At 66.9% G+C, this 25,968-nt stretch carries 20 protein-coding genes; 8 read left to right on the top strand and 12 right to left on the bottom strand.

Annotated features, from left to right (window positions below; all coding sequences use genetic code 11):
* Positions 1–6 precede the first annotated feature (6 nt).
* Positions 7–1,038 carry a LacI family DNA-binding transcriptional regulator gene (locus tag OB2597_RS10120; protein WP_009805453.1) on the bottom strand — a complete coding sequence of 344 codons (1,032 nt, stop codon included), beginning with the start codon at positions 1,036–1,038 and terminating at the stop codon, positions 7–9.
* Positions 1,039–1,524: 486 nt separating this feature from the next.
* Between OB2597_RS10120 and OB2597_RS10115 the strand changes: the two genes are divergently transcribed.
* Together OB2597_RS10115 and OB2597_RS10110 are read left to right on the top strand one after the other, a co-directional pair.
* A complete protein-coding gene (locus OB2597_RS10115) occupies positions 1,525–2,031 on the top strand; it encodes a DUF2478 domain-containing protein (RefSeq protein ID WP_009805452.1) in 507 nt (168 codons plus the stop codon).
* Positions 2,032–2,163: 132 nt separating this feature from the next.
* Entirely contained in the window at positions 2,164–3,117 is a 954-nt protein-coding gene (locus OB2597_RS10110) for a calcium/sodium antiporter (protein WP_009805451.1), read from the top strand.
* A gap of 174 nt (positions 3,118–3,291) precedes the next feature.
* On the opposite strand, the gene OB2597_RS10105 is transcribed toward OB2597_RS10110, so the two are convergent.
* From OB2597_RS10105 to OB2597_RS10085, 5 genes are all read right to left on the bottom strand, one after another.
* On the bottom strand, positions 3,292–5,103 hold the full coding sequence (locus OB2597_RS10105) for an acetyl-CoA hydrolase/transferase C-terminal domain-containing protein (RefSeq protein WP_009805450.1): 1,812 nt from the start codon (positions 5,101–5,103) through the stop codon (positions 3,292–3,294).
* Complete coding sequence (locus OB2597_RS10100) at positions 5,096–7,156, bottom strand: 3-hydroxyacyl-CoA dehydrogenase NAD-binding domain-containing protein (RefSeq protein WP_009805449.1); 2,061 nt, start codon at positions 7,154–7,156, stop codon at positions 5,096–5,098. The genes OB2597_RS10105 and OB2597_RS10100 overlap by 8 nt, the downstream gene beginning before the upstream one ends.
* Positions 7,153–8,436 carry an acetyl-CoA C-acetyltransferase gene (locus tag OB2597_RS10095; protein WP_009805448.1) on the bottom strand — a complete coding sequence of 428 codons (1,284 nt, stop codon included), beginning with the start codon at positions 8,434–8,436 and terminating at the stop codon, positions 7,153–7,155. The genes OB2597_RS10100 and OB2597_RS10095 overlap by 4 nt, the downstream gene beginning before the upstream one ends.
* On the bottom strand, positions 8,433–10,673 hold the full coding sequence (locus OB2597_RS10090) for an acyl-CoA dehydrogenase (RefSeq protein WP_009805447.1): 2,241 nt from the start codon (positions 10,671–10,673) through the stop codon (positions 8,433–8,435). The genes OB2597_RS10095 and OB2597_RS10090 overlap by 4 nt, the downstream gene beginning before the upstream one ends.
* Positions 10,674–10,930: 257 nt before the next feature.
* On the bottom strand, positions 10,931–11,500 hold the full coding sequence (locus tag OB2597_RS10085) for a carboxymuconolactone decarboxylase family protein (protein WP_009805446.1): 570 nt from the start codon (positions 11,498–11,500) through the stop codon (positions 10,931–10,933).
* A 101-nt stretch (positions 11,501–11,601) separates the two neighbouring features.
* On the opposite strand from OB2597_RS10085, the gene OB2597_RS10080 reads away from it, so the two are divergent.
* Positions 11,602–12,174: a TetR/AcrR family transcriptional regulator gene (locus OB2597_RS10080; protein ID WP_009805445.1), complete on the top strand. Its 573-nt coding sequence runs from the start codon at positions 11,602–11,604 to the stop codon at positions 12,172–12,174.
* An 87-nt stretch (positions 12,175–12,261) separates the two neighbouring features.
* Here the strand turns inward: OB2597_RS10080 and OB2597_RS10075 are convergent, their stop codons facing one another.
* From OB2597_RS10075 to OB2597_RS10055, 6 genes are all read right to left on the bottom strand, one after another.
* On the bottom strand, positions 12,262–15,150 hold the full coding sequence (locus OB2597_RS10075) for a hybrid sensor histidine kinase/response regulator (protein WP_009805444.1): 2,889 nt from the start codon (positions 15,148–15,150) through the stop codon (positions 12,262–12,264).
* Between the two features lie 385 nt (positions 15,151–15,535).
* Positions 15,536–16,612, bottom strand: coding sequence for a TolB family protein (locus OB2597_RS10070; RefSeq protein WP_009805443.1), 1,077 nt, complete (start codon positions 16,610–16,612; stop codon positions 15,536–15,538).
* A gap of 3 nt (positions 16,613–16,615) precedes the next feature.
* On the bottom strand, positions 16,616–17,896 hold the full coding sequence (locus OB2597_RS10065) for a TRAP transporter permease (protein ID WP_238529752.1): 1,281 nt from the start codon (positions 17,894–17,896) through the stop codon (positions 16,616–16,618).
* Positions 17,833–18,510, bottom strand: coding sequence for a hypothetical protein (locus OB2597_RS22535; protein WP_238529714.1), 678 nt, complete (start codon positions 18,508–18,510; stop codon positions 17,833–17,835). Before OB2597_RS22535 ends, OB2597_RS10065 begins: the two co-directional genes overlap by 64 nt.
* Positions 18,511–18,581: 71 nt before the next feature.
* Positions 18,582–19,583 (bottom strand): TAXI family TRAP transporter solute-binding subunit, encoded by a 1,002-nt coding sequence (locus OB2597_RS10060; RefSeq protein WP_009805440.1) that lies wholly within the window; start codon positions 19,581–19,583, stop codon positions 18,582–18,584.
* Between the two features lie 63 nt (positions 19,584–19,646).
* Positions 19,647–20,588 carry a dihydrodipicolinate synthase family protein gene (locus OB2597_RS10055; protein WP_009805439.1) on the bottom strand — a complete coding sequence of 314 codons (942 nt, stop codon included), beginning with the start codon at positions 20,586–20,588 and terminating at the stop codon, positions 19,647–19,649.
* 212 nt (positions 20,589–20,800) lie between these two features.
* Here OB2597_RS10055 and OB2597_RS10050 point away from each other — a divergent pair, with 212 nt between their 5' ends.
* The 5 genes from OB2597_RS10050 (at position 20,801) to OB2597_RS10030 (ending at position 25,961) form a co-directional block, all read left to right on the top strand.
* Positions 20,801–21,769: a LacI family DNA-binding transcriptional regulator gene (locus OB2597_RS10050; RefSeq protein WP_238529713.1), complete on the top strand. Its 969-nt coding sequence runs from the start codon at positions 20,801–20,803 to the stop codon at positions 21,767–21,769.
* A gap of 656 nt (positions 21,770–22,425) precedes the next feature.
* On the top strand, positions 22,426–23,103 hold the full coding sequence (locus OB2597_RS10045; protein ID WP_009805437.1) for a GntR family transcriptional regulator: 678 nt from the start codon (positions 22,426–22,428) through the stop codon (positions 23,101–23,103).
* On the top strand, positions 23,100–24,089 hold the full coding sequence (locus OB2597_RS10040; RefSeq protein WP_009805436.1) for a sialic acid TRAP transporter substrate-binding protein SiaP: 990 nt from the start codon (positions 23,100–23,102) through the stop codon (positions 24,087–24,089). The genes OB2597_RS10045 and OB2597_RS10040 overlap by 4 nt, the downstream gene beginning before the upstream one ends.
* Position 24,090: 1 nt before the next feature.
* Positions 24,091–24,675 carry a TRAP transporter small permease gene (locus tag OB2597_RS10035; RefSeq protein ID WP_009805435.1) on the top strand — a complete coding sequence of 195 codons (585 nt, stop codon included), beginning with the start codon at positions 24,091–24,093 and terminating at the stop codon, positions 24,673–24,675.
* On the top strand, positions 24,672–25,961 hold the full coding sequence (locus OB2597_RS10030; RefSeq protein WP_009805434.1) for a TRAP transporter large permease: 1,290 nt from the start codon (positions 24,672–24,674) through the stop codon (positions 25,959–25,961). The genes OB2597_RS10035 and OB2597_RS10030 overlap by 4 nt, the downstream gene beginning before the upstream one ends.
* Positions 25,962–25,968 lie beyond the last annotated feature (7 nt).

Genomic DNA, 25,968 nt, shown 5'->3' with positions numbered 1-25,968 from the left:
CGTGGGTTAGGCCGAGGCCCGAACGATCAGTTCCCCGTCGAAGAGCGTGGTCTCGCGCGTGGCGGGGCGTTCGTCCGACTCGATCAGCGCGAGCATTTCCTCGACGCTCTTGCGCGAGATCGCGCGGTAGTTCTGCGCCACGGTGGTCAGGGTCGGACATGTGTACCGCGTGAAGGGGTGGTTGTCGTGTCCCGCCACGCGCAGGGCGCTGCCCTCGCCGCGGCCGACCCGCAGGCCCTTTTCGAAGGCGGCGGCGAGAAAGCCGATGGCCAGCCGGTCGTTGCTGCAGAAGACCGTGTCGGTCGCGAGCGAGCGATCGGACAGGACGCGCAGGCCGCCCTCGTAGCCGATCCGCTCGAATTCCCAGTCCTGCCCCTCGACCTGGACGATCTGCGGCTCGTGGCCCAGGCGCTCCATCGTGGCGATGTAGGCGCGGCGGCGCTTGCCGGCGTTCGGATTGGTCGGGGTGCGCATCTCGAAGAATGCCGGCGGCTCGCCCGTGCGGGCCAGGTAATCGACCATGAGGGCGGTGGCGTGATCGTTGTCATGGCCGACGAAGACATCGCCCATCCCCTCGATATTGCTGTCGAAATGAACGGTCGGCACATCCCGGCAGAAGGCGGCGACGGCGTCGCGGTCCGAGGCCCGGCCCAGGGGCGCCAGGAGGACGCCGGCCGGCTTGATGGCGCGCAGCGCATCGAGGTTCTCGACCTCGTTGGCCGGCTCCCCGTGCGAGCTCATGAGGATGGGGCGATAGCCGGCTGCGATCACCAGCTCCTCGATGTTGCGGGCGATTTCGGCGAAGAAGGGGTCGGCGAGATAGGGGACGACAATGCCGAAATTCTTGGTCATCCGGCGGTTCTGGTTCACCGCGTAGATGTTGGGGCGATAGTTGTACTGCTCGAGCGCCGCCTCGATCCGTTCGCGGGTGGATTTGCGGACGCTGTCGGGATCGTGGAAGAACTTGGAGACGGTCGGGCGCGAGATGCCGCTCAGCGCCGCGAATTCCTCCATGTTGCGGATCTTTGCATGGCTCATGGCCGAAGGTCTCCCGTCGCTCGTGCGGTGCGTTCCGGTCTGCAGCCGGAGGCGCGTCGCGGAGCGGTATGATGTCGTGCGTGATTTTACGCGTGACAAGTTTACAGGACGTCGGGGCATGTGCCAAGCCGCCCGGGCCGAGGGGGACTATAGCCGAGGCGCGACGGCTGTACATGGGCGCCAAGCCGGGTGTGCCCGGGCCGGGGCGGGGACGGGGATCGTGCCCCGGGTGGATGCGGTCGGCGTTCATGCGGCTCTCCTCTGCCTTGCCACGTCTGCCGCGCGTCGGCGGGCCGGTCGGGACGGCGGGCCGTGGCGGTGATGCGATCGTTGCGAGGATTTGACGCGCAAAAGGTTCACGGAGTGTGAATGATGCGCGCGCCGGGGGCTTGACACCGGCCGGGCCGTCGTCGGTCGCCGCCGCGCGCCCGCTTGCGAGAGGGCGCGGCATGCGCTACCGCGAGGGCGTGGCGAAAGGACGGGTCGATGCTGGGCTATATCCATACCGCCGACCGGGGCGTGCCGAATGCCGTGCTGGCCGAGGTGGCCGCGATGCTGACGGCGCAGGGGCTTTGCGTGACCGGGCTGATCCAGGTGCGCGCGCCCGGCGAGGGCGCGCATCCCTGCGACATGGACCTGAAATGTCTGCCGGACGGGCCGGCATTTCCCATCGCGCAGCAGCTCGGGCGCGGCTCGCGCGGTTGCCGGATGGATGTGGCGGCGCTGGAGACGGGGGTCGCCTATGTCGAGGCGCAGATCGCGGCCGGGGCGGATGTCTTCATCCTGAACAAGTTCGGCGCGCAGGAGGCGCAGGGCCGCGGCTTCCGCGCGGCCATCGGCCGTGCGCTGGAGCGGGGGATCCCGACCCTGACCGTGGTCAACCCCCTGAACCTCGACGCCTTTCGCGACTTCTCGGACGGCCTCGGAGAGATGGTGCCGGCCGAGACGGAGGCGATCCTGGCCTGGGTCGCGGGCGCCAGAGGCGCAGGCTGAGCATCACGACGGCCGCGCCATTCACTGGTGCCGGGGCGGCTTCGGCCGGTTTGATGCCGTGCGCCGCGCCGTGACCCCTTGTTCGACCGCCGCCGCGCCGTATCTGTGGGGGACGGCGGAGGAGAGAAGATCATGGCTGCAATCGGGTTTGTCGTTCTGGGTCTGGCGGGGCTGATCATCGGGGGCGAACTGCTGGTGCGCGGGGCGGTCTCGGTGGCGAACCGGCTGGGGCTTCCGCCCCTGGTGATCGGGCTGACGCTCGTGGGGTTCGGCACCTCGTCTCCGGAACTGGTGACGAGCCTGCAGGCCGCGTTGGCCGGGGCGCCGGGGATCGCCGTGGGGAATGTGGTGGGCAGCAACATCGGCAACGTGCTGCTGATCCTCGGCCTGACGGCCCTGCTGGCGCCGATCACGGTGCAGCCCGCCGCCTTCCGCCGCGACGGGAGCGTCATGATCCTGGCGAGCGCCCTCTGCCTCGGCGCGGTCTGGAGCGGCGAGGCCGGGCGGCTTGTCGGGGCGGGGTTCGTCGTGGCGCTGGCCGCCTATCTCGCCTTCACGCTGATCGTGGAAAGCCGGGCGGCGCGGTCCGAGGCCGCGCGCGTCTACGCGGCCGAGGCCGAGGCCGTGCCGGGGCCGGAGCAGCCCGTCTGGCTGGCCCTCGTGACGGCGGTCGGGGGGCTGGTCGTGACGATCTTCGGGGCGCGCTACCTGGTTTCGGGTGCGGTGTCGCTGGCAGAGGCCGCCGGCATTTCCGAAACCGTCATCGGGCTGACCATCGTCGCCATCGGCACGTCGATGCCCGAGCTGGTGACTTCGGTCATCGCGATCCGCAAGAAGCAGGGCGACGTGGCCCTGGGCAATGTGCTGGGCAGCAACATCTTCAACATCCTCGGAATCCTCGGGGTCACGGCGCTGGTTCACCCGCTGGCGATGCCGCCGGAGATCCTGGCCTTCGACATCTGGGTGATGTGCGGGGCAAGCCTGCTGCTGGTGCTCTTCGCCTGGACGGGCTGGCGGATCGGACGCCGCGAGGGCGGCGTCATGCTGGCGGCCTACATCGCCTATATCGCCTGGCTGCTGGCGTAACCCGCGAGCGGTCTTCGCCGGAGGGCGCATCCGAAGATCGCTGCCGTACCATGCGGTCCGGCACGTGGCCGAGACGGCGGAGACCGGCGCGCGCCGCTCGGGGGCTGCGGGCTCGTCCGCTGAGGGCCGCGGCTTTCGTCAGGCCCCCCGTGCCGAGCGTCGTGGGTGCGCCGGTCACTCCCCGGCGCGGCGCAGGGCGCCCGCCAGCGCCCAGGCCTCGGCCCGTTCGCGCAGGGAGCCAGGGGCGTCGAGCCCCATCCGCGCCATCGCCTCGGGCGGGGGCGTCGCGGTGAGGCCCTGCCAGATCAGCCGCGCCATGCCCCTGCGGCTGCCCTGGATGTCCGAGAGGATGTCGAGCGCGGGCAGCAGCTGCCGTTCCGTCGCATCGAAGTCCGTGCCGAACGGGAATGCGGGCAACTCGTGGGGGGCCAGCCAGGCGGCGAGGCGCTCGGGGGTGTTGTCGCGCCACTGCGGGTCGATGCGGACGTCCGACGCGACCTTGCCGGCCGATTTCGCCTGCTCCAGCAGGTCGTCCTGGAACCGGCTGTCGGTGATCCGCAACATCTCGGCTATCGCGTCCTCGTCGCGTTTTCCGCGCAGATCGGCGATGCCGTATTCGGTCACGATCAGATCGCGGTAGGCGCGCGGCACGCTCTCGTGCGGGTGGCTCCAGACGATGTTCGAGACCGTCTCGCCCTTGCGGGTGCGGGTCGCGGGAAGGGTCAGGACCGCCCGGGCGCCCTCGAGCGCGAAGGCCTGTTCGACAAAGTTGAACTGGCCGCCGATGCCACTGACCTCCTGCGCGCTCGAGGTGATGTCGCTGACGATCCCGCCCAGCAGGGTGGCCTTCATGGCGGAATTGACAAAGCGCGCATCGCGGCGGGCGTCGCGTTTGGCGGCTTCGTCGCCGTAGAGCTGGTTGGTGAACGAGACGGGCATCATGCGGATCCTGCGCCGCTGCGCCTCGGGCAGGGCGCGCAGCCTCTCGTAGAAGTCGCGGCAGTCCACGAAAAAGCCCGCGTGGATCGCCGCTCCGTCGACCTCGCGCCGGACGATGCCCACTTCGAAGAGCCGGAGGAGGCCGTCGACCAGCATCTCGGTGACGGCATAGAGGCCGGTATCGAAAGGCCCGTCCTCGTCGAAGGGGTCGGGGGCGAAGGGTGTCCGGCGGGTGACGTCCGAGAGGTCGCCGCGCTGGCGCATCATCAGGGCATGGGCGACGGCGTCGCCGATCGCGCCGATGCCGATCTGCAGGGTGCCGCCGTCGGGAACGGTTCGGGCCACATGCAGCCCGATGGCGTGTTCGGCATGACCCACGGGCCGCTTGACCACCGAGAAGAGGTCGAAATCTTCGCCCGGCTCGAGGCAGAGATCGACCTCATCGGCGGAGAGCGCTGCCTCGGGACCGGCCATGGCGGGCAGGTTGCTGTTGGTTTCGCCCGCGACGAGGAAGTCCAGCCGTCCCGCGCGCCTTTCGCGCAGCAGGTCGGCCGAGATGTCGGTGTTGCAGGACAGGCTGTAACCCCCGTCGAGCGGCGCGAGCAGCTGCATCAGGACGTTTGGCCGCCACGCCGCCAGCACGTCGTAGGCATGGGTGTAATTGGCCGGAATATAGCGGCGCTGCGCGTCGGTGACGCCGATCCAGCGGCCCGCCAGCATGAAGAATTCCGACACTTCGATGTTCCCGGGCAGGGTGCCCGCGCGCATCATGCGGGCATAGTCGATTTCGGGGTAGCGGCCGAAGAGGCGGTCGGCTGCCGGGGCCATGAACCGCCGGGCCATGCCCGCCGACATGTCCGGCCGCTCGAGCGTCAGCGCCGTCAGGATGGACAGGCGCGTCTCGGGCCGGTCGGCCACGGCGCGGGTCAGCGCGTTGAGCAGCGTCACCGGCTTGCCCAGCCCGAGGGGCAGGGCGAGCCGGATGTCGCCCCCGGTGCGGTCGATGATCTCGGCGGCGATGGCGTCGGCGGTCCGCGCCTCAGCCAAGGTCGGACCAGCCTTCGTCGGGGGCGAAGCGGTCGCCGTACAGGTCCTGAAGCGACCTCAGCACGTCTGGTACGTCGCGCCGCACCCGGGCGTAGTGGAGCGGCCCGCCCCGGAAGGGGGCCCAGCCCGTGCCGAAGATCATCGCGGCGTCGATCGTCTCGGCATCCGGCGCCACGCCCTTGCGGAGGCATTCCGCCGCGGCGTTGCACATGGGCAGGATCAGCCGGTCGATCACGCCCTGATCGGGATCGTCCGCGGGCTCCTGCGGCGGTTCTTCGCTGTCGTAATCGTAGAGGCCCTTGCCGGCCTTCTTGCCGGTCTCGCCCTTCTCGACCTTGTCGCGCAGCCAGTCGGGGGGGGCGGCAACGGGCGTGTCGAGCCCCTGCTGCAGCGACTTCCCGACCTCGAGGCAGATGTCCAGTCCCACCTGGTCGGCCAGGGTGACCGGCCCCATCGGCATGCCGAAGGCCAGGGCCGCGCGGTCGATCTCGGCCTTGTCGTGGCCGTCGTCCAGCATCAGCATCGCCTCCATCATGTAGGGGGCGAGGATCCGGTTCACGAGAAAGCCGGGATAGTCCGTGACCCGGGCCGGAAGGCGGTCGATGCCCACGGTGAAGGCGGCCAGCCGGTCGAGCGTCTCGGTCGAGGCCATGTCGTGCGAGACGATCTCGACGAGAGGCATCTTGCTGACGGGGTTGAAGAAATGCAGCCCCGCGAAGCGCGCCGGATCGGGCGCGGCATCGACGAGAGAGGCGAGCGGCAGGCTCGAGGTGTTGGTGGCCAGGATCGCGCCGGGCTTCATGGCGTCGGTCAGTTCGGCGTAGATGTCCTCTTTCAGGCCCGGCTTTTCCGGGGCGGCCTCGATCACCAGGTCGGCGCGGGCGCGGCCCAGCCGGTCGGGATCGGGCATCAGCCGGTCGAGGGCGTCGCGTTTCTCGATCCCGCTGAGGTGTTTCCCGTCGTAGACGCGGGTGGCGCGGCGGATCGTCTCGCCCAGCGGATCGAGCGCGACATCCTCGATGGTGACGCGCTTGCCCTGCATGGCGGCCCAGGCGGCGATCTCGCCCCCCATGGCGCCGGCTCCGATGACATGGACATGGGCGATGCCGTCCTCGCGTCCGCCCGAGGACTTGAGGCGACGGCGCAGGAAGAACACCCGGATCAGGTTCTGCGCGGTGGTGCTGTCGAGCAGTTCGGCGAAAGAGGCGATTTCCGCCTTCTGCATCTCGGCCGCGTCGCCGCCGTGATCCTCCCACAGGTCGATCAGGGCGAAGGGGGCGGGAAAATGCTTGCGCGGGGCCTTCTTTTCGCTTTCCGCGCGCATCCGGTTGGCGGCGAGGCTGCGGGCGGCGCGGGTGCGCAGGGCGCTGGCGCGAAAGCCGCCGCCCTCGTGCTCCAGTTCGCCCGAGGCGGCGGCGGCGACGGCGGCGTCCACGTGGCGTTCCGGCACCAGCGCATCGAGGATGCCCAGCTTCTTCGCCTTGCGGTCATGGGCGCTGCTGCCCTTGAGCATCATCTGCATGGCCTCGACCGGGTCGATCAGCGACGTCAGGCGAAAGGTGCCGCCCAGGCCGGGGTGCAGGCCCAGCTGGATCTCGGGAAAGCCGACCTTGACCCCGTCGATGCCGATGCGGTGGTCGCAGGCCAGCGCCAGTTCGAACCCGCCGCCGAGGGTGGTGCCATGGATCACGGCCACCGTCGTCACGGGCAGGGCGGCCAGCTTGTCGAGCACGTCATGCCCCCGGCGCAGCATCTTCACGGCGTCCTCGCCGCGCAGGTCGGCGAAGCCGTCGATATCGGCGCCCGCCGCGAAGCCGCCGGGCTTGGCCGAGCGGATCACCAGAACGTCGGGCTGCGCCTGCTTAGCCTCGTCCAGCAGGGTGTCGAGTTCGCGCAGGACCGCCTCGGAGATGACGTTGGTCCCGGTATCCTCGCAGTCGAGCCAGAGGGTCAGCCTCCCCTCCGCGCTTTCGCGCCGCCAGTTGACGGTGTCGGGGGCGCGCGGGGCTTCGGTGGTGTCGTCGGGGGTGATTTCGTCGAGAACGTCGGTCATGCGGCCTCCAGCAGCATCGCCCCGGCCTGGCCGCCGCCGATGCATTCCGTTGCAATTCCGCGCGTGACGCCGCGGGCCTTCATCGCATTGGCCAGGTGAAGCACGATGCGGTTGCCGCTGGTGCCGACGGGATGGCCCAGGCTGATCGCGCCGCCGTCGACATTCAGCCGACCCCGGTCGATCCGGCCGAAGGCCGCGTCGTAGCCCAGCACATCCTGACAGAAGCTGTCGTCCTGCCAGGCCGCGAGACAGGCCAGAACCTGCGCGGCGAAGGCTTCGTTGATCTCCCACAGGTCGATGTCGCCGCAGTCCAGCCCGTGCCGCTGCGCCAGCGGGGTCGAGGCCAGAACCGGCCCGAGCCCCATGATCGCCGGGTCGAGCGCGGCCCACTGGCTGTCGACGATGCGCGCGATGGGTTCGAGCCCGTGCGCCTCGACCGCGGTCTCGGAGGCGAGGATGACCCAGGAGGCCCCGTCGGTGATCTGGCTCGAATTGCCGGGTGTCACCTTGCCGTAGGGCTTTTCGAAGGCGGGTTTGAGCTGGCCGAGCTTTTCCACCGAAGAGTCGGGGCGCACGCCGTCGTCGAGTTCATGCGCCTCGCCCTCGCGGTCGAAGACGGGCAGGACCTCGCCCTTGAGCCGGCCCTCCTGCTGCGCGGCGTGCAGGCGGTCGTGGCTTTCCTTGGCATAGGTGTCGGCGGTCACCCGGTCGATGCCGAAGCGATGCGCCAGCACCTCGGCCGTCTGCCCCATGTTGAGCGAGGTGATCGGATCGGTCAGCCCGCGTTCCAGCCCGATGACGGGCGAGAAGAAGTCGGGACGCACGTCCGCGAACGCGCGGGCACGATCCAGCGGCCCCTTGGCGCGGGCCATGTCGCCGAACCATTCCGTCGCCTCGCGGCTGTAGACGAGGGGGGCGTGACTCAGCGCCTCGGTGCCGCCGGCCAGGATCATCTCGTGGCTGCCGTCGCGGATGTAGCGCATGGCGGTGTCGATGCTCTGCATCCCCGAGCCGCAGTTGATCTGCACGGTGAAGGCCACCTGTTCCTCCCCCATGCCCAGGCGGAGCGCGGCGACGCGCGCGGGGTTCATCTCGTCCTGGATGACGTTGACGCAGCCCAGGATCACGAGGTCGAAGGCCGTCGCCTCGAACGGTTGACGCATCAGCAGGGGACGGCCCGCCTGAACCGCGAGGTCGACGGGGGTGAAGGGGCCGGGCTGCCCGCGCGCCTTGAGAAACGGTGTGCGGGCACCATCGACGAGGTAGACGGGTCTGCTCATTCTGCGGCCTCCTGCCAGCCGGTAAACCGGCGCATGTCGGGAAAGAGCTGTTGCAGCTCGTCGGGGGAATAGTCGTCGACCGCCACGACCTTCTGCACGGCCTCGTCGACGCGCCGGAGCTGGTCGAATTCGGCATCCGAAAGAAGCCCGGCCTCGAGCGCCGCGCGTGGCGTCTTGCGGGCCTCGCGCAGGCGCTTGGCGATCGGTTCGGCCTCGAGCACCAGCCGGTAGGCGGTCTCGAGCAGGCCCAGTCCGCTGTCGGGATGCGGCGGATGGAAGCCGGTGACAAGACGGTCACGGGCCGGGTTGGGCTCGTAGATGATCCGGGCGGCCTCTTCGGTGGTCTTGTCCGAGGGGCCGCGGGGATGCGCGCCGGGGCGGAGCACCGGACGCAGCAGCCAGTTCACCCACCTGGCGGGCATGTTGGCTATGGTCTCGTCCAGCACCTGCCCGATCCGGGCGAACCCGGTCTCCGCGGCGTGCCGGACCAGCGGCAGGTCCTCTTCGTTGCGGCCCTCGTCCTCCCATCGTTTCAGCGTGGCGGCGATGAGGTACATCTCGGACAGCGCGTCGCCCAGCCGGGCCGAGATCATCTCTTTCCGCTTGAGCGCGCCGCCCAGGGTGAGGAAGGCCATGTCGGCGGTGACCGCGAAGGCCGCGGACCAGCGCGACAGCCGGCGATAGATCGGCGCCACGGCGCCGGCATCCGCGGGCGCGTCGGCGCGGCCGGTCCAGGCAGCCCATCCGGCGCGGAAGACGGTGCGGACCGAATGCTTCACATGGGCCCAGAAATGCGTGTCGAAGGCATCGAGGGACTTTTCGCGGTCGGGTTCCTGCAGCGCCTGCATCTCGTCCAGGATGTGGGGATGCGCACGGATCGCGCCCTGGCCGAAGATGATGAGGTTGCGGGTGACGATGTTGGCACCCTCGACGGTGATCCCGATGGGGATCGTCCGGTAGATCGGTTGCAGGTAGTTCAGCGGCCCGTCGATCACCGCCTTGCCGGAATGCACGTCCATCGCGTCGTTGATCGCGTCGCGCATCCGGTCGGTGGCGTGGTATTTCATGATGGCCGAGATGACGGCCAGCTTGTGCCCCTCGTCGAGGGCGGCGGTGGTCAGGCGGCGCCCCGCATCGATCGTGTAGGCGCTTGCGGCGATCCGGGCCATCGGTTCCTGCACGCCGCCGAAGAGGCCGATCGGCAGGTTGAACTGCTTGCGGATGCGCGAATAGGCGCCGGTGGTATGCGCGGCCATGGCCGTGGCTGCGGCGGACAGGGAGGGCAGGGAGATGCCGCGCCCCGCCGCCAGTGCGCTCATCAGCATCATCCAGCCCCGTCCGGCGTAGTCGGGGCCGCCGATGATGTGGTCCAGCGGAATGAAGACGTCCTTGCCGGTGGTGGGTCCGTTCTGGAACATGGTGCCCGAGGGCAGGTGGCGGCGGCCGGTCTCGACGCCCGGCAGATCGGTCGGGACGAGGGCGCAGGTGATGCCGATATCCTCGGTCTCGCCGATCAGGCCGTCGGGATCGCGCAGCTTGAAGGCCAGCCCCAGAACGGTGCAGACCGGCGCCAGCGTGATGTAGCGCTTGGCCCAGTTCAGCCGGATTCCCAGAACCTCCCGTCCGTTCCAGTCGCCCTTGCAGATGACGCCCTCGTCCGTCATGGCCGAGGCGTCCGATCCGGCGTCCTCGCTGGTCAGACCGAAGGCCGGAAGCTCGTCGCCGCGGGCCAGCCGGGGCAGCCATTGGCTCTTCTGCTCGTCGGTGCCGAATTGCAGGATGAGTTCGCCCGGGCCGAGCGAATTGGGCACCATGACGGTCACCGCCGCCACGACCGAGTGGCTGGCGATATAGCGGACGACCTCGGAATGGGCGTAGGCGGAGAAGCCCAGCCCGCCGTGCTCCTTCGGGATGATCATGCCGAAAAAGCCCTTGTCGCGCATGTGGTCCCATGCCTCGGACGAAAGATCGCCGGTCCTGTGGTCGATCACCCAGGTGTCCACCATATCGCAGAACTCGCGGCAGGGGCCGTCGATGAAGGCCCGCTCCTCTTCCGTCAGGGCGGGCGCCTTCATGGCGCGCAACTTGCTCCAGTCCGGCTTGCCGGAAAACAGCTCGGCCTCGAAGTGGACGTCTCCCGCGCTGATCGCCTCGGCTTCGGTCTCCGAGAGGGTCGGCAGGGCACCCTTGGCCCAATCGAAGATCGGCCTGGTGATGTGGGACTTTCGAAATGACACTGGCACATCCTCCTTCCGGTCCAACGCGGGCTTGCCGAACCGGTTCCTGAGACGGCGGCGATTGTGGGCGGCGGAGGAGGGGCGGCTGGTCCGGTTCCCGGCCGTGGGGCGGAGAGGACCTATTCGCGTGGGGGCCGAGATGGCGGAACTTTCGCCTGCTCGATCCGCACTCGGGCGGATCCGCAACGCAAAAGCCCTGCACCGCGGTCACGGTGCAGGGGGCACTTGTCAGGGCGGTCCGGCCGGGCCGGAGCCGATCAGACGTCCAGAGGCTTGTCCCCGCGGGACCATTTCAGCGGCTCGAACACCTTGTCGACCGGCGTCTCGGCCACGTGGTTGACGTAGTTGGAGATCGTCTTCTGCGCCATGCCCAGGATCACGTCCAGCACCGCGCGGTGGCCGTAGCCCGCGTCGAAGAAGGCCTGCATCTGGGCTTCGGTCACATTGCCGCGACTGCGCAGCATCTGCACGGTGAACCTGCGCAGGGCCTCAAGCTTCGGCGTCGGCAGCGGGGTCTCGTTGCGCAGGGCCTCGGTTATCTCGTCGGAAACCTTCATGTTCCTCGCGATGCCGGTATGCGCGGGAACGCAGTAGTGGCATTCGTTCTCGACGTTGATCGACTGCCAGACGACGGTCAGTTCCTCTGCGTCGAACTCGGTCTCGGTGAACAGCTTGTGCAGCACCTGGTAGCCCTCGTAGGCCTGCGGGCTTTCGGCCAGCACCTTGTGCAGGCCCGGTAGGCGCCCGAAAGCCTTCTGCGAGGATTCGATCAGCGGCTTGGACCCTTCGGGAGCGGAGTCGTGATCGTGGGAGGGAAAGTCGAACATACTGGATCCTTTGGGTGTTTGATGTCTGCGCTCTCAATTTAGGGTTTCTTGAGTGATCACTCAAGTATATATTTTAGTGATCGTTCAAGAATGAGTGACCAATGCCTCGCAAGCCTTCCTACGACCGGAACGAACTGATCGACCGCGCCCGCGACCTGTTCTGGAGGCAGGGCTGGGCCGGCACGTCGCTGAAGGATCTCGAGGCGACGCTGCAGATGAAACCGGGCAGTTTCTACGCGGCGTTCGGGTCGAAGGACGCGCTGTTCGGACTGGCGCTGGACCGCTACGCACAGGACGGCGGCAAGCGGCTGGATGCGCTGGCCGCCGAACTGGGTGCGCTCGGCGCTCTGCAGCGCTATCCGGTGCTCATTCTCGAAGATTCGACCGCTCCGGCCTGCGCCTGCATGCTGGCCAAGACGCTGATCGAGCTGCACCGGCGCGACCATCCCCTTGCCGCCCGTGCCGACAAGCACCTGCGCCGAATGGAGGCGCGCTTTGCCGATCTGTTCCGCCAGGCCCAGGCGGCCGGCGATATCGGCCCGGGCAACGATCCGGTCAGCCTGGCGCGGAAGTACCAGTCGGACCTGATGGGCCTTCGGGTGTCGGCGGAGCGGATGGGCTCTGACGCGCTGGAAATCGCCCGGCAGATTAGCCAGGGGCTGGCGCGGCTCTGATGCGGGCGGGGCGCGAGACCGCGCCGCGTCTCACGACGCGGGCAGTTGCCGGATGTGCGCCGGCAGGTCAGCTGGCGCAGACCGCTTTCAGTGCACGCCGCCGCCGCCGGGTTCCGTTCCGGAGATCCAGAGCCGTCTGACAATGGCGGTCAATTCCTTGTCGCAAAACGGTTTCTGGAGCACGGCGCACCGTTCGAATTCATCGGCGGATGCCACTTCGCTGCGGCCAGTGCAAAAGACGATCGCGAGTTCGGGTCGCGCTGCCCGAGCGGCATGGGCGACCTCCACACCCGTCATGTCAGGAAGCCCCACATCCACCATGAGGACATCGAATTCGCCATCCTCGAGCGCCTTCAGCGCCTGGCCGCCCGTCGCCGCCTGGCTGACGTCCGCGCCCAGGTCTTCGAGGACGGCGACGATGTCCATGCGGATCAGGACCTCGTCCTCGCACACCAGGACCCTGCATGTTTCCAGCGACGCCGGCGGCACGGGATCCTCCGTCGGTCCGTCGCCGACAAAAGCGTTCCCTCGGGCGTCGAGAGCTTCACGCACCTTGACGGCGAGCTCCTCCTGCGAGAACGGCTTGATCAGAAGTCGCACCCCCGCATCGACACGCCCGTCCCGAGCGATGGCGTCGCGCGAATATCCCGAGATGAACAGGACCGGCAAATCCTTCTGGCGCGCCCGCAGGGCGTCGACCATTGCTCCGACGCCGATGTCGCCCGGCATCACCACATCGGAGATGACCATGTCGAGCGCATCCCACGCTTTCATGATTTCCAGCGCTGCGCCCGGGTCCGGCGCGGTGCGCACCGAGTAGCCGAGTTCCTCCAGAATGGCAGCGGTGGAGTCCCGCACGTCAGGATCGTCCTCAACAAGCAGGAGGGATTCGTGGCCGCCGGGCACGGTTCCGGCATAGCGCGAACGGAGGGGTTCGAGCGCGCGCTCGGCCCGGGGAAGCGAGAGCGTGACGACGGTTCCGGCACCGGGCATGCTCTCGATCGTCACACGGCCTCCTGACTGGCGGACGAAACCGTAGACCATCGAAAGACCGAGGCCGGTGCCTTTGCCGACCGGTTTCGTAGTGAAGAAGGGTTCGAAGACGTGGTTGAGTGTCTCGGCAGGTATCCCCGGGCCGTCGTCGATGACCTTCAGCTCGACGTAATCGCCGGCACGCATCTCAGTGTCCCCCGCCACGTCCTGATCCGTGAGATGACGGTTCGACAACTCGATCCGGAGGCAACCGCGCCCCGCCAGTGCGTCGCGTGCATTCATCGCGAGATTGAGCACGGCGTTCTCGGTGCTGGAGGCATCCACGAAAGCCGGCCAGAGATCGTCGGGGGCCTCGACCTCGAGCGCCACGGCTTCGCCGATCGCGCTGCGGAGGATCTGATCCATGTCCTGCAGCAGGTCGCGCAGATCGAGCGGTCTGGGCTGAAGTGCCTGACGTCGACTGAAGGCAAGCAGCTGCGAGGACAGGCTGGCGCCCCGTTTGACCGCACCCATGGCCGCCTCGATGCGCGCGCGTCCCGGGGCCTCGTCCGGGAGCTCGCGGCTGGCCATCGCGAGGCTGCCGGAAAGAGCCTGCAGGATGTTGTTGAAATCGTGTGCGACGCCCCCCGCAAGGTTTCCGATGGCCTCCATCCGCTGGCTCTGACGCAGCTTCGCGTGCATCTCCTCCAACTCGCGGTTGCGCTGCTCCACGCGGTCCTCCAGCGTGGCGTTCAGGTCGGCCAGTTGCTCGGACATCGCCTTCTGCTCGTCGATGTCCGAGTTCGTTCCGATCCAGCGGATGATCCCGCCGCGATCGTCGAGGATGGGGGTCGCGCGCACGAGGTGCCAGCGATAGGCGCCGTCCGCTCGGCGGACGCGGAACTCGGTCTCATAGGTCGTCCGCTCCTTGACGGCGCGCTCCCAGACGGCGCCGACGCGGTCGCGGTCTTCGGGGTGTACCACGGACACCCAGCCGGTGCCCGAAAGTTCGGCCTCGGTCCCGCCGGTGTAGCCGTAGACCTGGTCGCTCAACCAGTCGAGCCCGCCGTCCGGCCGCGCCGTCCAGACATGGACGGGCATCGTCTGGGCCATGGTGCGGAACCGTTCCTCGGCCTCTCTGAGGTTGGCCTCCGCAACCGCCTGCGCGGTGACGTCATGGCCCTGGACGAAAATGCCGATCGTGCTGCCGTCCCGGCCCGTCAACGGCTGGTAGACGAAATCGAGGTAGGCGCGTTCGGACGGTCCGCGGTCCGTGCGCTGCAAGTCGATCTCCGCCCCCTTGAGGGTTATCGGCTCGCCCGTGCGGAAAACCTTGTCGAGAAGTTCAAAGAAACCTTGGCCTTCCACCTCAGGCAGCGCGTCACGAACGGTCCTGCCCATCAGGTCTCGTTGGCCGACCAGCTGCATGTAGGCGTCGTTGACGATCCGGAATTCGTGCTCAGGTCCGGTCAGGATCGCCATGAAGCTCGGCGCCTGATCGAAGATCATCCGGAAGAATTCGGCGGTGGAATCCAGTTCGTGGATCTGGCGCGTGACGTGGTCCGCGCGCCGCAGCAGGTCGGCAAGGTCGGGCGCCGGCAAAGCAGTGCGGCGCGCCGGTTCATACAGTTCCGTCACATCCTGCGTGTTCTGCAGAATGAATTCCACCTCGCCTCCGGCCCCGCTAATCGGGGTGTGGGTGGCGCTCCAATATCGCTCCATCGGCGCTCCGTCGGGCCCCGGAATGGGATAGGGAATGAGCGGAAGGTGATCGGTCACGCCATCCTCGAAGACGCGTTTGAACGACGCGCGAAGCATGCGGCCCGGTCCGCTTTCCGGTTGGGACGGGAATTCATCGAACATGGCGCGGCCGATGATGCCTTCGCGGCTGCGCCCCGTGGCGTGAAGGTAGGCGTCATTCGCCCAGACCATCTTGAGGTCGCGGTCCAGCAACACGAACGGGGACGGTGCGGCCAGGAAGAGTTTCTCGAAATCGTGTTTCATCGGTCGGAAAGATCATCTCTGGAGGGGCGGACGGGGTCGCGGTATCCTTGCCGCCCCGCTTCATCATTGGCAAGGCGCCGTTCGGAGACTTGTCCCCGCGTCCCGACCGGCTGGGGTGGGGGCGCTGTCCTCGTCAGGCCTGTCCAGACATCCGGGTCCGGCGGCGGGAGAAGCGAAGCAGGAAATTTCCTTGAGAGGCCGCGGCTCGATGCAGACGGGTCTCCATGCGAAACCGGCAGGGCGACACGGCCAATTCAGTGAAGAGCAGATAATTCGCGTGCCGAATGAGCGTTACCGGATCGGGTGCGATGAATGTGTGCCGCAGGCCGGCCACGGAAACGTGCAGGTGAACGCCCGGCAGGCCGGTCCGCGGAGGAGGGGCCTTTCAGGATAACGTGGCGACGAAAACCTGAGCGAAGCCGCTGGCGTCGGAGGTATAGACGATCCGTCGTCCATCGGGGGAGAACCGGGGGTGCGGGTGGGTGTGTTGCGGAGCGTGCACCTTCACCGGCCCGTTGTTGTAGGGGAAGGGGTGGGCCCAGTGGGCACCCTGAGATGTCGCTTTCGGTTCCGTCAGGAAGCTGGGTGCAAAGGCGCCGGACAGGTCCAGTTGGTGCAGTCCGCGATCCGGAAAGTTGGTATCGCACACCAGCCGCTTTCCCGTTGCATCCGGCGCGCCGTGCCAGACCGGGAAATCAGTGATCGGGACGACGGCTCCGCTGTCCGGATCGATTTCTCCCATCCCGTTCGGCCAGTCCACGAAAAGGACGGTGCGGTGGCCGGGTCGCCAGACCTCGTGGGTGATCCACTGCAGGTCATGCTCACGTCGAAAAATGCGGCGATTGTTGCCGGCGCGGTCGGTGACCCAGACCCGGTCGGTCATCGGACCGGCATAGAGGATCAGGTCCTCGTCATCGGGGCAGAATTGCGGGTGGCCGATGGTCGGCGCCTCCAAGAATACCCCGGCGCTTTCGGCTTCGGTGTCGATCATCCAGAACTGGCTGACCTTGCCGGCCTTGACCGGAACGGCCCAGTAGCGGCCGCTGGCAGACAGGGCGGTGGTGCCCATGGCCGCTCCGACCATGCCGGCCTCGCGCATTTCGGTGCTGTCGAAATGGGCCAGCACCTCGACCGTGCCATCGCGCGGGGAGACGCGTTTGCCTTCCTGTCCGGCGACGTAGTAAATCCAGCGGCCGTCCCTGGACGGGATCACGGACCATTCGGCCAGCGCGGGCTCGTCCGTCAATCGGATCAGTCCGGCCCCGGCCTCGCGCTCGATGTAGACCTGCGGTTTGCCCGTGCGATGCGAGATCAGGACGAGGAAGGCCATCGCCGCGTCCCAGGCGTCCACGAAGAAGAACGGATGATGATGAATCGACGGGTGATCCGTGACCTGCCGGATCGTCACCCTGTCGGTTTCGCCGACGATCCGGCTTTCGGACTCCAGGGTCGGTCGGGTCATGGTTCACTCTGCCGGACGGGGAAGGCGTCCCGGCGCGCGCCGGGACAGGACCGCAACGCCCAGTGTGACGGCCCAGCCCGAGACAAGAGCGGCCAGCCAGAGGGAGGACCCCGAGGGTGCGATCACGGCGACCAGGCCGGCCGCGCCGATCACGCCGCGCAGTGTCCCGCCAAGCGGACGACCGGCCCAACCCCCGAAGGCCACCGCCCATAGCGACGTGGAGGCGAGGAGCGACAGGGCGCTGAAGCCGATCTGCACCGCGCTGCCCTGCGCCAGAACGCCCGGGTCGAAGACGAAGGCGAACGGCACGAAAAAGGCGACGAGACTCAGGCCGAACGCCGAGAGGCTGGTCTTGATGGTCGAAGCCTGCCCGACCGCCGCCGCCGCGAACGAGGCCAGCGCCACCGGGGGGGTCACCATCGACAGGACACAGTAGTAGAAGATGAAGAAATGGGCCGCGAGAGGTGCGATGCCCAGGTCCTGGATGGCCGGGACGAAGAGAACCGCGCCGATGATGTATGCGGCCACCGTCGGCAGCCCCATGCCCATGATGATGCAGCCGACCATCGCAAGCATGAGCGACAGGTAGACAGACCCTTCGGACAGCGACAGGAGTGATCCGGCGAATTTCAACGCGAGGTTCGACTGCACGGCGACGGCGATGATCAGGCCGATGGCGGCGATCGGAACCGCCACCTCGGCCGCCTGTTTCGGCGCTTCCCGCAGGGCATCGATCACTTCCCTGGCACCGATCCGGGTGCCGGCGCGGAGGAAGGGCACGACCAGGCACGAGGCGGCGGCGATGACGGCCGAATAGGAGGCCGAAGAGCCGCTGACCAGCAAGCCGATCAGCACGATTGGCGGCAGGATCAGGTGCAGCCGTGGTCCGATGGCCTCGGTCTCGGAAACCTCTGCCGCTGTCAGGGCCCGGACGCCTTCCCGCCGGGCCGTGAGGTCCACGACCATGATCAGAGCGAGGTAGAACGCGACGGCGGGTATCAGGCCCGCCAGGGCGATCTGCGCATATGGCATCCCCAGAAGCTCGGCCATGATAAAGGCCGCGACGCCCATGATGGGCGGCATCAGCTGTCCGCCGGTCGAGGCGATGGCCTCGATCCCGGCCGCGCGGTGTGCGGTGAGTCCCGTCCGCTTCATCAGCGGGATGGTGAAGACCCCTGTCGAGACGACGTTGGCCACGGCAGAGCCCGAGATGGAGCCCATCAGCGACGACCCGATGATCGCCGCCTTCGCGGTTCCGCCGGTGGCGCGGCCCGCGGCGCGGATGGCGAGGTCGATGAAGAGCTGCCCCCCCCGACCGCCGAATAGAAGGCGCCGAAAAGGATGAAGTAGAAGACGAAGCTGACGGATGTCGAGGTGGTGATCCCCAGCACGCCAGCGGTGGTCATCGTCGTGATCTCGGTCGCGGCTTCGACCCCGAAACCGCGGAAGTTCAGCCAGCCGGGAAAGACGTTCCCCCAGAAGGCATATGCGATAAAGGCGAGAAGGACCCAGACCAGCACCCATCCGACCGCGCGACGCGATCCTTCCAGCAACAGGAAGACCAAGAGCGCACCGAAGGCGATGTCGATGTTGAAGATCGGAGAGACGTTCTCCATCCGCGTCGTCAGACGCTCGAACCCGGTCAGGTAGTAGATCAGGACAGCGACCGCGCCGAGGATCAGGACGGTGTCGATACCGATCCGCAGCCAGCGCGGAATGGCCTGCGCGGTCAGCGGCTTGTAGATGAACAGGAGCACAAGAGCGGCGGTCAGGTGGACAGGCCGCTCCATCAGGGGCTGTTGGGGTTCGAACAGCAGCCAGATCTGGAATGCGATCAGGCCGAGACCAATCACGAAAGCGGCACTATTGGCGGGGCTGCGAAGAAGCGTGGCGCGCATGGTCTCCTCCATTGTGCGGCCGTGGTTCGGTCAGGGTGGGCGCGGCCGACGGGTCGGCTGCGCCCGTCCGCTTACATCAGGCCGGCTTCGCGGTAGTAGCGTACGGCCCCGGGGTGCAGATCGATGCCGATGTTCTCGGGCTTCATCGCGGCCTTCGGGTCGAAGCTCGACCAGGCGCCGTGCGAGGACTTGAGCTTGTCGGCGTTCTCGATGATGGCCTTGGTGATCATATACGCCGTTTCCTCGTCCAGCGAGGCATTTGCGATCAGTACCGTGCCGAGGTTCGCCCCGGATGTCGCGTCGCTCTGCCCCTTGTACCAGTCCGGTCCGTAGCTGCCGGGGGTGAGGCCGTTCTCTTCGAGAAGCGCCATGGCAGGTTCGGGAATGTCGAGAAAGACGACATCCGTGGTCAGCGCGACCTCGGTGATCGCCGGATGCCCCTTGATCATCGTGTCGATGTAGATGTCGGCATTGCCGTTGCGCATCTGGTCGGGAATCTGGCCGGTTCCGACCTGGATGATGTCGCCGCCGTTTGCCTTGATCTCGTCGGCCGAAGTGCCGAGGCCCTCGAAGATCATCTGGGCCACGGGCACGGCGGAAGAGCCGACTGGTTTCATCAGCACGCGCACGGGCTTGCCCGAGGACAAGATCTCGGCGAGGTCGGTCGTGCCCATCTCCTCGGTAAAGGCCTTGCGTGCCATGGCGCCGACATAGACGCTGTTGAGCCCGCCGACGAGGGCGCGGATGTCCGGAGCGGACATGCCCTCGTAGACGTCTCCGCCGTTCTTCGCCCAGACGGCCGAGGCGACGTTGGAGAGGGCGATCTCGGCCTTGCCACCTTGGACGACCATCGGATTTGCGACGCCGCCGCCACGGGCGATGACCTCGACCGAGTTGTCCCCGAGGATCGGCTCGATGATCTGTTCGAGCGTTGCCGCGAAGACGTACCAGGCCGATCCTTCGCGCATCGCGCCGATACGGATATCCTGTGCGGCGACCGAAGTCGCAGCGATGGCGGATGCGATGGTCGCCGTGGCGGCCAGGCGCACGCGCCGGAGAGTGAAGTTGATCATGGTTTCCTCCCTTGGTTAAGGATGCCTCCGGCTCCGGGCCGGAGGCAAACAACACTTCGGTTATTATTCGGCCGCCATGGCCTGATCGACCCGACCGATCCCCGCGGCGTCGAACGCGGCTTCGATCTCGCGCTCGGCAGCTTCTCCGAGGTCCTTGAGCGGCTCGCGGATCGTCGCGTGGTCCAGCAAGCCGCGATATCGCAGGCCGATTTTCAGCGCGACGGTGCCTTCCATGTGCGAGCCGCGGTGGTAGACGGCCTGCGTCACCGGCAGAAGCTGATCCGAGATCTTGCGGGCCTGCGGATAGTCCCGCGCCTTGCCGGCGGCGATCAGGTCGATGAGAAGCTCGGGCGCGATATTGCCGTAACCGACAAGAAGGCCGTCGACGTCGAACATGGTCGGCAGCAGCCATTCATCATGGCACGACAGGATCTGCAGGTCGGGCTGCGCCTTCTTCAGCTCGGGGATCTCGGTGTACCAGCGCTTCATGTTGCGCACGCCGTTCTTGGTGGCGACGCAGCCGGGTTGGGCGGCAATCTCGATCTGGGTGTCCAGGTCATAGTTCGCCTTGGTCGCGTCCGGGTACTGGAACAGGATGGTCTGCAGGCCGCCTTCCTCGTAGATCGCCTTGTAGCGGTCTTGCGGCGCGCCTTTCTGAAAGCCGAAGCGCAGCCAGCCGTGGTTCGGGTAGACCAGCGCGCCGGTGGCGCCCGCATCGAGCGACCGCTTCGCCTCTTCGGCCGCGACCTTGGTGCCTTCGCCGGTGATCCCCGCGACGATCGGAATGTCGACCGCGTCCTTGTAGGCGCGGATCAGTTCCAGACGCTCGTCCGCGGTCAGGAACGTTCCTTCCCCGGCGTGACCGAGAATGACGAGCGACTTCACCTCGTCGAAGCTGGCCAGCCACTTGGCAATCCGGACGTTCGCTTCGATGTCGAGCGATCCGTCACGGTTGAAGGCGGTCACGGGGGCCGGGTTCAGGCCGCGAAGATCCATGGGTTGCATGTCGGGGATTCCTCCAGATGCGTTTTTCATTCCGTTCGATCCGCCGTGTCGTGCGCATATGGGAACGATTGCGGGAACGTTCCCAGAAATGCATTGCCAGTCCGGACTGTCAAGTGGTAGTTTCGGTTCAGGCAGGGTTGTGCAGCGAGGTTGGTCCAGTGTCGGACGACGAAACGTCAACGAGAACAAGGGCGCGGGTTACCCTTCACGACGTGGCGCGCGAGGCCGGAGTTTCGAAGTCGACCGTATCCCGAATGCTGGACGAACGGTTGCCGAATTCCGACTCGCCCCGGGCGCGAAAGGTCCGGGAGGTCGCGCAGAGGCTCGGATATGTCCGGGATGTCTCGGCTGCGAGCCTGCGGCGCGGAACGACGGGCACCATCGGCGTGATCGTGCCCCGCCTCACCGATACCGTCATGGCCATGCTCTACGAAGCCATCAGCGCCGCCGCCGCAGAGCAGGGCCGCTTTGCCATCGTTGCGACGACGGACGACAACCCCGACGCCAGCCGCAAGGCTGCCGAGGCTCTGATCCGGCGCGGGGTCGACGGTCTGATCCTGACGACGGCGCGCGAGGGGGATCACTTTGCCGACGAGTTGCGGGACAGGGGGGTGCGGTTCGTCTTCGCGCTGCGGCACAACGGGACCAGCGCCGCGTCCGTCGGTGATGACCAACTCGGCGGATATCTCGCCACGCGGCACCTGCTCGACCTGGGGCACAAGCGTATCGGCATTCTCGCTGGGCCGGACTACGCGACGAGCGCCCTCGGGCGTTTGGCCGGTTATCGGCAGGCGCTGACAGAAGCCGGGATACCCCAGGCGCAAGAATTGATCGTGGCCACGACGTTCAGCATCGAATCGGGAGAGACGGCCGCACGCACCCTTCTTGCGCTGCCGGATCCGCCGACCGCGATCTTTGCCATCAACGATAACATGGCGATCGGCAGCATGTCCGCCATCGCCCAGGAGGGGCTTTCCGTGCCCGGCGACATTTCCCTCGTCGGTTACAACGACATACCGATCGTCAGCCGCCTCCCGGTGCCGCTGACCACGGTGCGCGTCCCGTTCGATCGCGTGGCCGAAGTAGCCCTGAGACTGCTGTTCGAAGACGGGCAGGAGTCGGTCGTGAGAAAGATCACCCCCAGTCTGATTCCGCGAAAGTCGACCGCCCCCCGTTCTTAGCCGCGCGGCTGAAGGGGGAGCCGGGTGTCGAGCCGGGCGAGCGGAAGGCGGTGATGATCGGCGCGACCTGCCCGAGGTACCGAGCTGCTGACCCGCATGGCGCAGGTCTATGGATACGGTATCCGTCCCGGGCGGCGGCTCTGCGAAGGGGGGTATCTGTACCTGGCGCCTCGCCGGTGGCGTCGCCTCGTCCAGAGCGGCCGGGCGGCAGGTCGCGCGAGGCGAATGCGAATGGCCCGAGGGGCCAGGCATCGGCGCCGGAGGCTTCGGCCTCATTTGCGCGGGCCGCACGATCTTTTCCACGGAAACGACCCTGTCAAAGCTATGAGGCGACCTTGCGGCGCCGCGGCGTGGCGTCCCGCAAGCGGCGCGCCGCGAAATCGCGCGGGATCGGTTGGCTTGCGAAGGTAAGCAACGGAATCCAGACGACTTTCGCCCGATGACGGTCATCCGGCGCAGGGACGAGATTGCACGGATTCTAGGCGGATAACGGACCTTCGGGCCGACCCTCGCGGCTTGATCCGCGGTTTCCGCCAACAGGCGCAAAGCAGAAATCGCAGGGCGGCCCCGGTCGGCGCGGCCTTGACATTACATCTGGCATGTCAGATGGTGTGTCACTAAGGGATGCGGATTTTGACTATGAAAGCCAAGCGCCGATGAGCATGACGGAAGCTGCATACGAGGCTCTGCGGGAGGAGATCCTGACCGGGCGCATACCGGGAGATACGCTCTGGTCCGATCGCGAAATCGCGCAGCGGATGAACTTGTCCCGCACGCCGATCCGCGAGGCCATACAGCGTCTGGCGGCAGAAGGGCTGGTAGAGGTGAAGCCGCGCCGCGGCACGCGCGTGCTTCCACTGCGAACCGACGACGTGCGTGAGATCCACCAGATCGCCAAGGCGCTGGAACTAGAGGCCGCATTGCTGCTGTCGGGACGGGACGACCGGAACATCCGGGATGTCGAGCAAGCTGTCACCGACATGGAGCTGGCCCTCGAACGGGAAGATCGGGACGCGTGGGTTCAAGCCGATAGCCGGTTCCATCAGGCGATCGTCGACAATTGCGGAAATCGGCGCCTTGCGGACCTCTACCAGGGTCACCGCGCCCTTACGGACCGCGCGAGGTATTTTTCACTGCACCTCAGGCCTCTGCCGGTCCGCTCCGCCGAGGAGCACCGCGCCATGTACGAGGCGATCGCCGCACGGGATACGAGGCGCCTGAGCCAGCTTTATCACGATCATTGGAACCGGACGACCGAAGAGCTTCTCGAGCTCGTCCGGCGGCATGCGGACGTCATGCCGATCAAGGCTTCACCAAGGGAGGAAACCAAATGAAGCACTTCACCTCAACGCTCGCCTTGATGGCGGCGACCGCCATCGGCGGTCAGGCTCTCGCCCAGGATGTGACCATAAAGGTCGGCACGGTCGTCTCGGGCGATCATCCCGAAAACGTGGGTGCGCGCGAATTCGAAAGGCTCGTCGAAGAGCGGTCGAACGGCGAGATCGATGTCCGTGTCTTCACCGATGCGCAGCTCGGCAACCAGCGGGAGATGGTCGAACAGCTTCGCTCGGGCACGCTCGAGATCACCTGGGTGACGACCGGCTTCTTCGGGTCGTGGGAACCCGTGCTGGGTACGCTCGAAATCGGTTATCTCTTCGAGGACCGCGAGCACGCCTTCCGCGCGTTCGCCGGGCCTCTGGGCGACAAGGTCGCCGAGTTGGTGGAGCCACAAGGGGTCGAGCTTCTGGGCTTCTACGAAGCGGGCATGCGTCATCTGACCAATTCCCAGCGGGCCGTGAACGCGCCGGACGACATCGAGGGCCTGAAGATCCGGACGCCGCGCGCGACCTATCACCTTCGCACGCTCGAGATGATGGGCGCCAATGCCACGCCGATGGCCTTCAACGAACTCTACACGGCGATGGAGCAGGGCGTGGTCGACGGCCAGGAGAACCCGTTGTCCAACATCTACAACGCGGCCTTCTACGAAGTGAACGATCATCTGGCGCTGACGGGTCACCTGCACCTGACGCACATGGTTCTCTATTCCGGGGAGCTCTGGGGGGACCTGTCGGAGGAACACCAGGAGATCGTCCGCCAGGCCGTGCTCGACAGTGCCGAGGTGCAGCGCGCAAAGGTCGCCGAGGACGATGCGAACCTGCTCTCGGAACTCGAAGCCAAGGGCATGCAGGTCACCCGCCCCGATCGCGAGGCGCTGGCAGCGGCGGTCGCACCTCTGCGGGACGATGCCGTCGAAGAGTTCGGGGATGCCGCTCAGGAACTTCTCGACATGATCGACGCAGCACGGGCCGCGAACTGACGTGACCCGACCCGGCCAAAGCAATGAACTCGGCGCGCTCGCGCGCGCCGAGACCGTCCTCCTGGACGTGTTGGGGTGGCTGTTGATCGGCCTGCTCGTGGCGATGATCGGCGTGGTGTTCCTTCAGGTCCTGTCGCGCTACTTCCTGGATGCGGCGCTGATCTGGTCCGAGGAGGTCGCGCGGCTTCTCTTCATCTCCCTGATATTCGTGGGCGCGGCCGTTCTGGCGCGCAGGCGTGAACACCTGACGGTGACCATATTCACTGATATGCTGCCGGACCGTGCTCGTCATGCCGCCGATGCGCTGGCCAGTCTCGTAGGGCTCATCTGTTCGATTTTTCTGGTGCGCGGCGCCTGGGCCACGTTCCTGCGCGAGTGGGATCAGCGCACGCCGGCCCTGCAGTTCCCGATGGGGGTGATCTTCAGTCTCATCCTTGTCTCCTGCGGTCTGCTGCTGACCTGGCTCGTCCTGACGATGCTGGCGAGCGGCCGGGACGCGGTCAGGGGCGCACCTCACCTGCGCGGCGGGCCGGGCACGAGCCCCGAGCAGGCCCCGGGCGCGAACGACGACGGACCGAAGCCATGATATCCCTTTCCATCCTGTTCGGGGTTTTCTTTCTGCTGCTCGTCATCGGGACGCCCATCATCTTTGCGCTGATGGGGGCGGCTCTCGTCGTGCTGCAGGCGAACGACCTGCTGTCCTCGCAACTTGTCTTGCAGCGCATCTATGCCGGGCTCGACAGTTTCCCGATGCTCGCCATTCCGTTCTTCATGGCCGCAGGCGCGCTGATGGAGCGTGGCGGGATCTCGCGCCGCCTCGTCAATTTCTCTTCCTATCTGGTGGGATGGATCCGGGGCGGGCTGGGACATGTGGCCGTCATCGCTTCGACCATCTTCGCCGGTATCTCGGGCTCGGCGGTGGCCGACACCACGGCCATCGGCTCGACGATGATCCCGATGATGAAGCGGCGCGGCTTCGATCCGGCCTTCGCGGCTTCGGTGGTGGCGGCCTCGGGGGTCAACGGGCCCGTGATCCCGCCGTCGATTCCGCTGGTCCTCTACGGTGTGATCTCGGGCGTCTCCATCGGGGCGCTGTTCATGGGCGGCATCGTGCCGGGCCTCATGATGACCGTCGGTCTGATGGTCCTGATCTATATCAAGGCCAGCCGCGGCGACTGGGAGGTCGAGACGGAACCGTTCTCGATGCAGGGGCTGTTCAGAAGCTTCCTGTCGGCCACGGGCGCGTTGGTCATGCCGCTGATCATCGTGGGCGGCATCTTGGGCGGCATCTTCACCGCCACCGAAGCCGCCGTGGTCGCGACGGTGTATGCGCTGATCGCGGGTCTCGTCATCTATCGCGAACTGACCGTTCGGCAGCTGCCCGGGATCTTCAGGACCGCGGCCCTGAACACGGCGGTGGTCATGGTGATCGTCGGGGTCGCGAACCTCGTGGGCTATGTGCTGACGATCGAGCAGATCCCGCTGGCCCTGTCCAACTGGTTCTCCGATCACATCACCAACGCCCTGGTGCTGCTTCTGGTGATCAACGTGCTGCTTCTGGTGGCCGGGTGCTTCCTGGACGGCGGGTCGGCGATCATCGTCTTCACCCCCGTGCTGTTGCCGGTGACGCAGGCGTTCGGCATCGACCCCGTCTTCTTCGGAGTGATGATGACGGTAAACCTGATGATCGGAACGGTCACCCCGCCGGTCGGCCTGTCGCTCTACATCGCGAGCGGCATCGCCAACATCACCATCCTGCAGATCTGCCGGGCGATCCTGCCGTTCATCGCGGTTCATCTGGCGGTGCTTCTGCTGATCACCTTCTTTCCGCAACTCGTGCTGGCAATCCCGCAAGCACTTTATGACTATTGAGACAGGA

The sequence above is a fragment of the Pseudooceanicola batsensis HTCC2597 genome (assembly GCF_000152725.1).
In the GTDB taxonomy this organism is placed as follows: domain Bacteria; phylum Pseudomonadota; class Alphaproteobacteria; order Rhodobacterales; family Rhodobacteraceae; genus Pseudooceanicola; species Pseudooceanicola batsensis.
Note: the sequence above shows the minus strand (reverse complement) of the source record. Positions and strands in the feature narration are given on the sequence as shown.